Below are 12,941 nucleotides of genomic sequence, written 5' to 3' on the forward strand. Positions count from 1 at the left end.
ACAACACTTTCGCGAAAGAAACCGAGCAACAAGGGAAAGTTCTTCCGGGTAAATACTTTCGTAGAATTGTTTTTATTAAGCCTTGATTAACAGGTTGTAATTAGAAACATTATTTTAGAAAATTTAAGGCTAATTTCTCGTTGCTCTAAAGTTTAACTTATAGATTCCAGATGCTCTTCCTCGGTTGCCTCTATTTTAAACTTTTTAGCCCATCATTAATTAAAATTACTGGCAAAACACAGAGGCAAATTCTTTTGTAATCTAATTGTAGCTTATATTTACTTATTCAAACCCGCTACATTAATTAATTTTGAGTTCTGCTATCCGGAAAATTATTCATATTGATATGGATGCATTTTTTGCGTCGGTGGAGCAGCGCGACCACCCGGAATTACGCGGAAAACCCGTGGCCGTGGGAGGCTCCCGGGCGCGCGGGGTGGTAGCGGCAGCCAGTTACGAAGCCCGCAAATTTGGGGTACATTCGGCTTTAGCTTCGCGCATAGCGGCTCAGAAATGCCCGCAATTAATTTTTATAAAGCCCCGGTTTGACGTATACAGCGCCGTATCACGTCAGATTCGCGAGATTTTTTACCGTTATACCGACTTGGTAGAACCTCTTTCCCTCGACGAAGCCTACCTTGATGTAACGGAAAACAAAATAGGTATGCCTTCAGCCACTATTATCGCGAAAGAAATAAAGGCTACCATTCTGGCGGAAACAGGTCTTACGGCTTCAGCTGGAGTATCTTTCAATAAGTTTCTGGCTAAAATTGCCTCCGACCTGAACAAACCAAACGGTTTTACCCTTGTTACGCCCGATAAAGCTGATGCTTTAGTAGCCAGTTTATCCATTGATAAATTTCACGGTATTGGCAAAGTAACGGCCGCTAAAATGCAGCAATTGGGCATCAACACCGGTGCCGATTTACGGGAACGCTCCGAAGAAGAATTGGTCCGGCATTTCGGCAAAACCGGTCTTTATTATTATCGCATTGCCCGCGTGCAAGACGACCGGCCCGTACAACCGCATCGCATTCGTAAATCCATTGGGGCCGAGCGCACTTTCGACGTAGATTTAGTGGAAGAAGAAGATTTACTGGAGCGATTACATTTTCTGGCGCAGGAAGTAGCCCAAGACATGGCTCGCTTGCAAACTTCGGCTAAAACCGTAACTGTAAAGCTAAAGTATTTCGATTTTACCCTCCAAACTCGCAGTAAAACCCTACTTAATTACCTAAACTCCGCCGACGCATTATTTACAATTTCCCGCGAATTGCTCCGTACTCCAGCCCTGCCGCTGTTTCCGGTGCGGTTACTAGGCATCTCGGTTTCAAATTTACTTTATCCGCAGGATCAGCCTGCCTCCCATCAGCTTACTTTTGATTTCTGAATCGCGGATTTTTGCGGATTACTCGGATTTCGCAGATTATATTTTGAAATAGTTTTATGATAAAAGAATGGCTTTTAAAAGAGAAAGGTTAACAGCTTGAATTATCCTTTTTCTTACCCAATTTTCTATTTCTTCACCTTATTTTTCTAAAAAGATAGTTTATAATTTTATATGATAAAAAATTCGCGTAATCCGTTTAATCCGCGCTTCTAGTTGCCTAACCGCAAAAAACTTTCGGCCCATAATAAATCTTCGGGGGTAGTAATTTTCAGGTTTTCGTAAGCTCCGGGTACCAGATAAATCTTTTCGCCTAACCGTTCTACTACCGAGGCATCATCGGTGAAAGAGGATTCTTCTGGTAACTGGTAAGCTTGGCGGAGCAAAGAAAGTTGGAAACATTGGGGTGTTTGCACGAGCCGGTACTGATTGCGGTCGAGTGCTTCACTGCCATTTTCACTTACTATCCGGATAGATTCTTTTAAAGGCACGGCCACTACCGCATTTCCTTTTTTGGTGGCTACCGCAAAGGCTTCCCGGATAATGGAAACCGGAGCAAACGGACGAACGCCATCGTGAACGGCGACTACCCCTCCCCCGAAATAACGGCTAAACCATTCTTAACGGAAGCAAACCGGGAATTTCCACCCGTTACTACCTGGTGCGGTAAGAAAAAAGCGTGTTCGGCGCAAAGTTGCTGCCAGAGCAAAATCTGCTCGGTCGGTAACACCAAAATCAACCTTATCTGTGCATTATAGGCAAAAAACCTTTTAATGGTGTGCATTAAAATGGGTTGTCCACCGATAGAAATAAACTGTTTAGGCACTTGACTTTGCATGCGGGTGCCCGAGCCGCCGGCCACCAGAATAGCGTATTCAGAAGTTATACCTGACATAATGCAAATATAAACAAACAAAAAACCCGCCGGTACTAAATGTCCAGCGGGTTAAACTTTTAGAATCTGTTTGTTAGTATCTAACTACTAACGCATTAAACAATCAACATGGCATCGCCGTAGCTGAAGAAGTTATATTTTTCTTTTACGGCTACATTGTAGGCTTCCATAATCAATTCGTAACCACCAAAAGCGGCGGTCATCATGAGTAAGGTAGACTCGGGCATGTGGAAGTTAGTAAGCAGAGCATTCGCAATCCGGAAATCGTGCGGCGGAAAAATAAACTTATCGGTCCAACCCTCATTCGGCTTCAAGCGGCCGTTGGCCGATACCGACGATTCCAGCGCCCGCAAAGTAGTAGTACCTATCGAGCATACCCGTTTTTTATTATCCAGCGCTTGGTTTACTAAGAGCGCGGTTTCCTCGGGAACAATAAAACTTTCCGAGTCCATTTTATGCTTCGTCAAATCTTCTACGTCTACCGGGCGGAAAGTTCCTAAACCCACGTGCAAGGTAACGGGAGTTACATTTACGCCTTTAAACTCCAGGCGTTTTAAAACTTCTTTTGTAAAATGAAGACCGGCAGTGGGAGCAGCTACGGCACCAACGTGCTTGGCATAAACGGTTTGATAGCGTTCGCGATCTTCGGGTTGCGCTTCGCGCTTAATGTATTTGGGCAGGGGAGTTTCGCCTAATTCATTAATGGTTTTATAAAATTCTTCGTCGGTACCATCGAACAAAAATTTAATGGTACGCCCCCGCGAGGTGGTATTGTCAATTACTTCCGCTACCAAATCACTTTCGCCAAAATATAATTTATTACCTACCCGGATTTTGCGGGCCGGATCTACTAAAACATCCCACAAGTGAATGTCTTTATTTAACTCCCGCAGTAAAAATACTTCTATTTTGGCACCGGTTTTTTCTTTGTTACCGTACATCCGGGCCGGAAACACTTTGGTATCATTAATTACCATAGCGTCGCCGTCATTAAAATAATTTAAAATATCTTTAAATATTTTATGTTCCATCTTGCCGCTATCACGGTGAACCACTAGCATGCGGGCTTCGTCGCGTTCTTTGGCCGGGTGCATGGCCAAAAGATTAGCGGGCAAGTCAAATTTAAATTCAGAGAGCTTCATATTTACTAATTATACTATCTAATATTACGGTATTAAATTTTAAAAACGAGGCGCAAAGTTAGTAGGTTTGCGGCAATTATTAGTATTTTTAGAAAAATTACTTCTAAAAGCTCTATCAGCTAATGATTTACCTGCGGCTTATTCTGGAAAGTTTTCGGTTTGCCTGGCAAGCTTTAAAATCTAATTTGTTACGCACTATTCTTTCGCTGCTCGGCGTTACCATTGGTATTTTTGCCATTATCTCGGTATTTACCATTGTTGATTCGCTGGAGCGCAGCATTCGTAACAGCATGAATTTTTTAGGTAATAATGTAATCTACGTACAAAAATGGCCGTGGTCGTTTGCGAACGAAGAATATCCGTGGTGGAAGTATTTCCAGCGACCGGCACCTAGCATCCGCGAATTTAAACTTTTAGAAAGATACTTAGAAAATGCGCAGGGAGTAGCTATTTTTTGGGATACCGGCAATAATACTTTAAAATACCGCAACAACAACATTACCGGCATTAATTTAATGGGAGTGTCGTACGCGTATAATTTGGTTTCGGATATGCCCACCGCCGAAGGACGTTATTTTACTACCCAGGAAATTGATGCGGCCCGTAACGTAATTATTATTGGCGCTACTATTGCCGAAAATTTGTTCCGAAACCAAGTGGCCATTGGCAAACCCATCCGAATAAAAGGACAAAAATTTACGGTAATCGGAGTAATGGAAAAACAAGGCGAAAACATGCTCGGAGCGCCCACTAATGACAAAAACGCGATAATTCCGTACGGTGCTTTTAGTAAATTATTTTCCATTGGCCGCGGCGGCGTGGAACCCACTATTGCCGTAAAAGGCTTGGACACGGACCCCGGCTTACAGGAATTGGAATACGAGATTAAAGGGGTGATGCGCAACATTCGCGGCCAGCGACCCCGCCAAGAAGATAATTTTGCTTTAAACCGGCCCGAAATGGTGGCCGAAGCTATTTCCAGCTTATTTAAAGTTATTGGGGTAGCAGGTTGGGTTATCGGCGGTTTTTCGATTTTGGTAGGCGGCTTTGGTATTGCCAACATTATGTTCGTATCGGTAAAAGAACGAACCAACATCATCGGCATTCAAAAATCATTGGGCGCCAAAAATTACTTTATTCTCTTTCAGTTCTTGTTCGAGTCGGTTTTTTTAAGTTTAATCGGGGGGGAGTAGGCATATTTATTGTTTTCCTGATCACGCTTATTCCGCAGGATGCTTTAAAACTTTTGCTGAGCTTGGCTAATATATCGCTGGGTTTGGGGGTATCCGTGGTGATTGGCGTTTTATCGGGTATCATTCCGGCCGTGCTGGCTTCTAACCTCGATCCGGTGATTGCCATCCGCTCGAAGTAGTACGCTTGTAATCCTTCATAATCCCTTAAAATTAATTATTTGGCAGTTTTGCTTTGTTTAAATATATTTAACTTAAAATATTTAATTCAAAATATATTTAAACCTGTGTTATCTTTGTGCTTTAGAAAAAAGCAAAAGATAATACAACGATGCCGAAACAAATACTATTTATTTTCATTAGTTTACTTTTTTATCTTCCGGTACATAGCCAGACTATTGATAGTTTAAATACGGGTGCACAACCAAAAGGCGGCCTCCAGAAATTAGCTTTAGCGTATTACAAGATTGATTTTACAAAAGAACAGCGAAGGTAATTAGAGAAAGTTTCTCTCGAATTTATTTATAGCATTGATACCGTAGGTACCGCCATTCTGGAAGAAGTGAATGGTATAAGCGATGCAGCTATTCTAGACAGCTTAAAACGCACTCCCATACCAAGCTTTTATCCTAAAACAGTGGACGGAGTAAAGGTAAATGCTCCTTACTTCATGCAATTCAACTTTCCCAAATACAGAATCAGGGAAGAACCGCTTTATCCTTCAAATAATCTAAGTTATAAAGAATATACCCTGGAAGATTTTGAATACATCCGGAAGGCGGGTAGGCGAGTAGATTTAGTTTTTGGCGGGGTATTTAATGGATTTATGGGTAATGCCGGCAAACATTTAGGCGTTGGTGGGGCATGAAAATGGATCTGATGTTTACGGGTAAAAAAGGAATTAGTGGTGGTTTAATTATGAGCTTTTACGGCAATAAACTAAAACAAGAATATCACCTTTTTACTAGCCGCGACCAAAACAGCGCTCCGCCAACCATGCTGTTGGGAGTAGGAGTGAATAAATTTATTTTTCAGCAAGAACACCGTGAATTTAATTTACAGTTAGCAGTATGTTATGCCATTCAGAACATTACTCCCAAGCTGAATGAGTCTGACCAGGAATGGACCCAATTAGAGGGATTCAGTCCGGGTTTAGTGGCTAATTATTTAGTCAAAATAGGTAAAGATAAAGTTGGTTATTATTATGGCAGTCCGCTTTTACGAAATAATTATCTTAACTTCCACGGAGCTATACGGCCCGTTTTCTTTCATCTAAAACAAGCTTCCGGTTTAATGTTGGAATTAGAAATTTCGTACCGCATGGGCTTACACGCTGTAAGTGAATATAAGTTGAAGCCCTGATTTTAAAATTAGTGCCAGTGTTAATACATACTTTTGTAAAGCTGCTGTTTTACGCTAGAAATTTCCGGTAAATCCTTTAACAACATTCGCTGGTAAGAACCGACAAAAGCACTATTTGTAATGAAAAATGGTTGATAAGGAAAGAGAAGACAAGTAGAAAACAGAATAAATCCTGACCAAGATTTTACAAATAAATAATTTAGCTAGATAATTAGAAAATACCTACCTGATTATAGAAACTAGTGGCGAAGTAGTAATGCTCTGCACCTACTGTTTACCTGCTTGGTATTTCTTATCCAGTATTTATATAAATCCTGCCTAACTATTTAATAACACTTCTGGCTGTAACTTTTCGCCGTTATTCTAGTTCAAAGAAATTGGCTCCGTCTGCTCCTGGATGTACTAAAAGCAGTCGCACGGCCGGTTAGTAAATACTGTAAAAATAAATTTTAAAGTATTCATTCATTTTATCACGTTTGCGCAGCCCGCAGGTTGCGCCCGATTTTTAATTACTTATGACCAAACTCCGTAAAACCAGTAAAACGAAACTTCACGAAGAAACCGTTAACGAAGGCAGTGGCCAAACCATTATTCAGCCGGAGATTAACGATAATAAAGCGAAATCCATAAAAGAAGCCCGAAAGCAAGCTCTAAAGGATAACCGCACAATTTCCGACGACGACAGTAAAATCCGACGCGCCTTCGTTGATAAAGATTGGAACGAAATCCGGATTGCCGATTCATGGCAAATTTTTAAAGTAATGGCCGAATTCGTGGAAGGCTTTGAGAAACTGTCCCGCATTGGCCCCTGTGTTTCCATATTTGGCTCGGCTCGCACCAAACCCGACAACCCGTATTACAAAATAGCCGAAGAAATTGCCGCTAAGCTCGTGCGCCACGGGTATGGGGTAATTACCGGCGGTGGCCCGGGTATTATGGAAGCAGGTAACAAAGGTGCCCATTCCGAAGGGGGAAAATCGGTGGGTTTAAACATTGAATTGCCGTTTGAGCAATCGCATAATATCTACATTGATCACGACAAAATTCTCGATTTTGATTATTTCTTCGTGCGTAAAGTAATGTTTGTAAAATACGCCCAAGGTTTTGTGGTAATGCCTGGCGGTTTTGGCACCCTCGACGAATTATTCGAAGCGATTACACTTATTCAAACCAAGAAAATCGGTAAATTCCCGATTATTCTGGTGGGAAAACAGTACTGGCAAGGTTTATTCGATTGGATTGAAGACGTAATGTTGCATAGTGAGAATAACATTAGCCCGGAAGATTTAAACCTGGTGCACTTGGTTGACAATGCCACCGATGCGGTTAAAGTAATCGATGACTTTTACGGCAAGTATTTATTATCACCAAATTTTTAATTAAAAACAAAATGTGAGTAATTGGCATCCAGAATTAATACCAATAACGCGTGAAGAAGATTATTACACGCATTATCTGGGAGAGACAGAAAATGGAATTTTGTTTTTTGGCTATGATACTTTTGTGTTTCCTAATGGCTTTTCAAGTGGTAATTGGGAAGATGAGAGACTTGAATATGCATTAGTTTACCTCTTTGACAAAAAAGGGAATCCCATAGAGACAAAATATAAGTACGCAGGCAAAACAAGTGAAATTCAGCCGGGCAAAACCAATCAATTGCTGGAAGAATTAATAGCTGAATTAGGAAAGCTGGAATTTAAAGATATTGAAGTAAAACCATTTAAAACAGAAATAGACGGAATTGATTTTGGGTTGATTCCAAATGATGAAATTCAAATGATTGAATTACAGCCTAGTTCTACAATTGCTTTTAGCGAGCCTTGGGATGGTGAATATTACACCTAATAGTAAAATGTGCAACAAGACCATCTTGCTCGTTATTCACACAAGAGAGTTAGGTAATTAGAGCTTACACCCAACTAGCTGTGTGATTCAATTTATAATTTAATAAAACTTCCTCATGACCCAGCCAACTCCTTACCTCAAATACTTGTTTTTTCTGGCTTGCTTGTTAGGAGTAGTAAATTTATGCAGCCAGCAGGTAACTCCGGCTCTTACGGGTGTGAACAGCTACCGGCCTTTCCCCCTCCCTAAAACCATGAGTTTCGCCGGTGAGCCAGTACCCTTAGAAGTAACCGATGTGGCCGAACGCCTGGATCGGGAATTACAATCGAATGCGTACTTTCACTCCAATGTTTTACTCGCTTTAAAACGTTTGCAGCGCTCCTTACCCGAACTGGAACGGGTACTCGAAGCCAATGGTTTACCCGCCGATTTTAAGTACGTAGCCCTGGCCGAAAGTTTACTCGGTAATGTTATTTCTCCGAAGGGTGCGGTGGGAGTCTGGCAGTTTATGCCTTCTACGGCCCGGGAGTTAAAACTTACCATTAACGATGAAGTAGATGAGCGTTATCATTTCGAGAAATCGACCATTGCGGCCTGTAATTATTTTAAAAAAGCCCGGCAGCGCTTTGGCTCCTGGACCAACGCCGCTGCCTCCTACAACCGGGGCATGGGCGGTTTACAGGCCGCCTTAAAAGCCCAAAAAGTTACCTCCTACTACGATTTGTACCTGAACGAAGAAACCTCGCGGTATATGTTCCGGATTCTGGCCTTAAAAGAAATCATGGAAAACCCCAAACGCTATGGTTTTGACTTACTTCAGGCCGATGTTTACTCCTCGGTACCTACTCGGCCGGTAACCATAAATGCTACCATCGAAGATTTGCCGCAGTTCGCCTTAAATCAAGGTATAAATTACAGAATTTTACGCTTGCATAATCCCTGGTTAAAAGGTTACAAATTAACCGTAGCCGATACGACGGCCATCTACTCTCTGCAACTTCCGCAAACCATAGTAAACCCTACCCGCGATTATAGAAGTAGCCGCTTTTAAATTTTTAGGTTATTCGTAAAACTTACTTCGTGGTGGTAGTTGCTTGTATATTGGCTAACAAAGCATTGGCTCAAGCAATTAAAGACAAATAAGCCAGGTAAAACAAATTCGGCCCCTGGCTACGGAAATTAGCATTTTGTGGGATACTGTCTTACTTACGCACTATTTTAGCAGGAATTAAATGCTTGTTTTACCCAGTATAAAATTTAATAATGACTTTACCTAAGTCAAAACAAACAATTCCAATATCTTAAACCAAAACTTCTCAAAAACTGTTTAGATAAGATTAACCTTAACCTGCTAATACGCTTAGTTTTGCGTATCTTTGCAGATTAATTCAGTTTGGCAATGGCCCCAAAAAAAGAAGCACTTTCCTCTAATAACGATACTCTTACGGCAACTGCAGTTGCCCCTCCTCCTACCCCCACCGAAGCACCTTTAATTGAGGTGTATGGCGCCCGGGAGCACAATTTAAAAAATATCAGCCTGCAAATTCCGCGGAATAAGCTGGTGGTATTTACCGGCATAAGTGGCAGCGGCAAATCGTCGTTGGCTTTCGATACTATTTACGCCGAAGGACAACGCCGCTACATGGAAACTTTCTCGGCGTATGCCCGCTCTTTCCTGGGCGGGTTGGAACGGCCTAACGTCGATAAAATCGAAGGCTTGAGTCCGGTTATTTCCATTGAGCAAAAAACTACGAGCCGCAACCCACGCTCTACGGTAGGCACCATCACTGAAATTTACGACTTTCTGCGCCTACTGTATGCCCGTACCGCCGAGGCCTTTAGCTACGTAACCGGTGAACGCATGATCCGGCAGTCCGATGATCAGATTGTAAACCACATTCTCGAAAACTTTGATAAAAAGAAGCTGATTATTCTGGCCCCGGTGGTAAAAGGCCGCAAAGGCCATTACCGCGAGCTATTTGAGCAAATCCGGAAAATGGGCTTTGTGCGCGTGCGGGTAGATGGCGAATTGCTGGAATTAATGCCTAAAATGCAGGTAGACCGCTACAAAATTCACGATATCGAGATTGTAATAGATAAGATTATTGTACATGCCCAAGACCGCTATCGCATTTCGAGTTCGGTGCAAAACGCGCTTACCCACGGTAAAGGTACCGTTACCATCCTGAACCCGGATACGAATCAATCTTACTTTTTCTCGCGGCACCTCATGGACCCGGCCACCGGCATTGCCTACGACGATCCGGCTCCGAACACGTTTTCCTTTAATTCGCCTTACGGTGCATGCCCGACTTGTAATGGTTTAGGCGAAATTCAGGAAATTACCGAAGAATCTATTATTCCGGATAAGGGTTTAAGTATTAGCCGGGGAGGTATTTCTCCACTCGGCGAATTCCGCGATATCTGGATTTTTAATCAGATTCAAACGATCCTGAAACAAAATAAACTTAGCATTTCCACCCCCATTCAGGATATTCCGGCTCCCGTATTGCACCAGTTGCTTCATGGTATCGACGAAGATATTATTGTAAAAGCCAAAGGTCAGAATTTTATTACGCAGTTCGAAGGTATTATCAACTTTCTGCGCAAGCAAATGGATTCTGATTCAGATGCCATTCGCACCTGGATTAACGAATATACCCAGACCAGCACCTGCCCCGAATGCCAAGGGTACCGGCTTAAAAAGAATCACTGCATTTTAAATTAGATAGCCGGCACATTGGGGAATTAGCGCAGTTTAACATTGGCAAATTAGCCGACTGGTTCCATAACCTGGAAGACCGCCTAAGCGAACGCCAAAATTTAATTGCCCGCGAACTGCTGAAAGAAATCCGGAAAAGGATTAAGTTTTTACTCGATGTAGGCCTGGAGTACCTGAATTTACACCGTTCGGTTCGTACTTTATCGGGCGGGGAGTCGCAGCGGATTCGGTTGGCTACCCAAATTGGTACTCAACTGGTGGGCGTTTTGTACATAATGGATGAGCCCAGTATTGGCTTGCACCAGCGCGATAATGAAAAGCTGATTAATGCCCTCAAAAATCTGCGCGACATTGGCAACTCAGTAATTGTGGTGGAACACGATAAAGACATGATTCTGCACGCCGACCACGTGTTGGATATTGGTCCGGGAGCGGGTATTCACGGCGGCCATATTGTTGCCGAAGGTTCGCCCGCAGAAATATTTAACTCGGGTAGTCTTACTTCACAGTATTTAAGCGGCCAGAAACACATAGAAGTACATACGGCGAAACGACCAGGAAATGGTAAATTTTTAGAATTACGGGGTGCTACCGGGCATAATTTAAAAAATCTTACAGTAAAATTTCCGTTGGGTAAATTAATTGCGGTTACCGGTGTTTCGGGTAGCGGAAAATCCACGCTCATTCACGATACTTTATTTCCGATTCTGAACCAGCACTTTTTTAATGCCAAGCGCGATCCGCTTTCTTATAAAGCCATTGAAGGCTTGGAAAATATTGACAAAGTAATTGAAGTAGACCAGTCGCCGATTGGTCGGACCCCACGTTCTAATCCGGCGACTTACACGGGTATTTTCACTGATATCCGGGCTTTATTTGCCCAGTTGCCCGAGGCCAAAATCCGGGGTTATTCGGCGGGTCGTTTTTCTTTTAACGTAAAAGGTGGCCGTTGCGAAACCTGCGAAGGCGCCGGCATGCGCACCATCGAAATGAATTTTTTACCGGATGTATACGTACCCTGCGAAACCTGCAAAGGCAAACGTTATAACCGCGAAACTCTGGAAGTCCGTTTTAAAGGTAAATCCATTACCGACGTGCTGGACATGACGGTAGAAAAAGCCGTGGAGTACTTTGATAATCAGCCCCGGATTCTGCGCAAGATAAAGATACTAAACGAAGTAGGTTTAGGTTATATTACCTTGGGTCAGCAGGCTACTACCCTTTCGGGCGGCGAAGCGCAACGAGTAAAACTGGCAACCGAACTGGCAAAAAAAGATACCGGTAAAACGTTTTATATATTGGATGAACCCACCACCGGATTGCATTTTGAAGACATTAAGCATTTGTCCGATGTAATTCACCGGCTCGTGGATAAAGGCAATACCGTATTAATTATCGAGCATAACCTCGACATGATTAAAGTAGCCGATTATATTATTGATATTGGGCCGGAAGGGGGCGATGCAGGCGGCAACATTGTAGCGCAAGGCACTCCCGAAGAAGTAGCTGCCTGTGATAAAGGTTATACGGCTCGGTTTCTGCGCGAGGAATTGCGCACCAGTCATTACGTACAGTAAAAATTAACTAAATACACCATCCAAAACTACTTTTCTCTTTTATAATATAATTAAGAAAATTAATCATTAAATCCTTCTCTACTGAGAGAGGGATTTTTTATTTCAGTCGATATCCAACTGTCAACTCTATTCTTTAATTTACCTAAAAAACAGAATTCTGTCAAGCCGAAACTTATAAGCATAGTTCTTTGCAAATCAAATATTTATAAGTATTTTGTATACTAGATTTAGACCTCCACAGTAGTTCTTATTTTAGCAGGATAAAAATAAAAATTATATCCAAAATGAATTTCCTGCGTAACTGTTAAGAATTTATTTTGCAGTATAACTTCCAGGTAGCAATAATTACACTTACGTTAGACTTAATTATTGAGGAGAATCGCTGAGATGAAGGATAGGACCCAACTAAATTTAATCACTACTGATTGCGGACAACGCTATGTGATTGATCATTTGGATCAGGTAGCATTAGGAATTTTAACCAACGATGATACTACTTCCAATCCGGGCTTTATACCCACTACTTATTCCGTTTATAAAACGGTAATGGTGAATGAATACTTACTAGAAATTACCCAGTACGATAGCGACGAGGACACTTTAAATACTAGCTATAAACTTATCTCGGATGAAGAAGCAGTGCCTTATTTAGAAAACGGTAACCAGAACGTGCTGTTTTATTAATCTTACAAAAGATGCTGCCTCCGCCTATCTGATAATTCTTAATCTATTTTTTAAGTTTTTTCAACTTGCTAGTGGCAATAATTGATACCCGGGAAGTTACCCGTATAACTTTAATAACCGGTAATCTAAAACCAAAT

10 protein-coding genes and 2 pseudogenes are annotated in these 12,941 nt (G+C 42.0%); 9 read left to right on the top strand and 3 right to left on the bottom strand.

The window, feature by feature from the left end; all coding sequences use genetic code 11:
• The first annotated feature begins 307 nt into the window (after nt 1-307).
• Nucleotides 308-1,390, top strand: coding sequence for a DNA polymerase IV (dinB, locus tag AHMF7605_RS12975; protein WP_106929962.1), 1,083 nt, complete (start codon nt 308-310; stop codon nt 1,388-1,390).
• 209 nt (nt 1,391-1,599) lie between these two features.
• Here the strand turns inward: dinB and AHMF7605_RS30940 are convergent, their stop codons facing one another.
• The 3 genes from AHMF7605_RS30940 to queA form a co-directional block, all read right to left on the bottom strand.
• The gene (locus AHMF7605_RS30940; RefSeq protein ID WP_317046575.1) at nt 1,600-1,932 is read right to left on the bottom strand and encodes an IspD/TarI family cytidylyltransferase; all 333 of its coding nucleotides are present in this window, start codon (nt 1,930-1,932) and stop codon (nt 1,600-1,602) included.
• A gap of 41 nt (nt 1,933-1,973) precedes the next feature.
• On the bottom strand, nt 1,974-2,282 hold the full coding sequence (locus AHMF7605_RS30945) for an IspD/TarI family cytidylyltransferase (RefSeq protein WP_317046529.1): 309 nt from the start codon (nt 2,280-2,282) through the stop codon (nt 1,974-1,976).
• Nucleotides 2,283-2,377: 95 nt separating this feature from the next.
• Nucleotides 2,378-3,424, bottom strand: a complete 1,047-nt coding sequence (queA, locus tag AHMF7605_RS12985) for a tRNA preQ1(34) S-adenosylmethionine ribosyltransferase-isomerase QueA (RefSeq protein ID WP_106929964.1) — start codon at nt 3,422-3,424, stop codon at nt 2,378-2,380.
• 122 nt (nt 3,425-3,546) lie between these two features.
• Here queA and AHMF7605_RS12990 point away from each other — a divergent pair.
• The 8 genes and pseudogenes from AHMF7605_RS12990 to AHMF7605_RS13025 all read left to right on the top strand — a co-directional run bounded on the left by AHMF7605_RS12990 (nt 3,547) and on the right by AHMF7605_RS13025 (nt 12,804).
• Nucleotides 3,547-4,796 (top strand): annotated as a pseudogene (locus tag AHMF7605_RS12990) (ABC transporter permease).
• A 380-nt stretch (nt 4,797-5,176) separates the two neighbouring features.
• Nucleotides 5,177-5,482: a hypothetical protein gene (locus AHMF7605_RS12995; protein WP_146153582.1), complete on the top strand. Its 306-nt coding sequence runs from the start codon at nt 5,177-5,179 to the stop codon at nt 5,480-5,482.
• Nucleotides 5,479-5,976 carry a hypothetical protein gene (locus AHMF7605_RS13000; RefSeq protein WP_106929968.1) on the top strand — a complete coding sequence of 166 codons (498 nt, stop codon included), beginning with the start codon at nt 5,479-5,481 and terminating at the stop codon, nt 5,974-5,976. The genes AHMF7605_RS12995 and AHMF7605_RS13000 overlap by 4 nt, the downstream gene beginning before the upstream one ends.
• A gap of 515 nt (nt 5,977-6,491) precedes the next feature.
• Nucleotides 6,492-7,355, top strand: coding sequence for an LOG family protein (locus AHMF7605_RS13005; RefSeq protein WP_106929970.1), 864 nt, complete (start codon nt 6,492-6,494; stop codon nt 7,353-7,355).
• A gap of 13 nt (nt 7,356-7,368) precedes the next feature.
• Complete coding sequence (locus tag AHMF7605_RS13010) at nt 7,369-7,821, top strand: hypothetical protein (RefSeq protein ID WP_106929972.1); 453 nt, start codon at nt 7,369-7,371, stop codon at nt 7,819-7,821.
• A gap of 115 nt (nt 7,822-7,936) precedes the next feature.
• On the top strand, nt 7,937-8,872 hold the full coding sequence (locus AHMF7605_RS13015; RefSeq protein ID WP_106929974.1) for a lytic transglycosylase domain-containing protein: 936 nt from the start codon (nt 7,937-7,939) through the stop codon (nt 8,870-8,872).
• A gap of 348 nt (nt 8,873-9,220) precedes the next feature.
• A pseudogene (uvrA, locus tag AHMF7605_RS13020) lies at nt 9,221-12,120 on the top strand (excinuclease ABC subunit UvrA).
• 387 nt (nt 12,121-12,507) lie between these two features.
• Nucleotides 12,508-12,804, top strand: coding sequence for a hypothetical protein (locus AHMF7605_RS13025; RefSeq protein WP_146153583.1), 297 nt, complete (start codon nt 12,508-12,510; stop codon nt 12,802-12,804).
• Nucleotides 12,805-12,941 lie beyond the last annotated feature (137 nt).

The sequence above is a fragment of the Adhaeribacter arboris genome, from assembly GCF_003023845.1.
Classification (GTDB): domain Bacteria; phylum Bacteroidota; class Bacteroidia; order Cytophagales; family Hymenobacteraceae; genus Adhaeribacter; species Adhaeribacter arboris.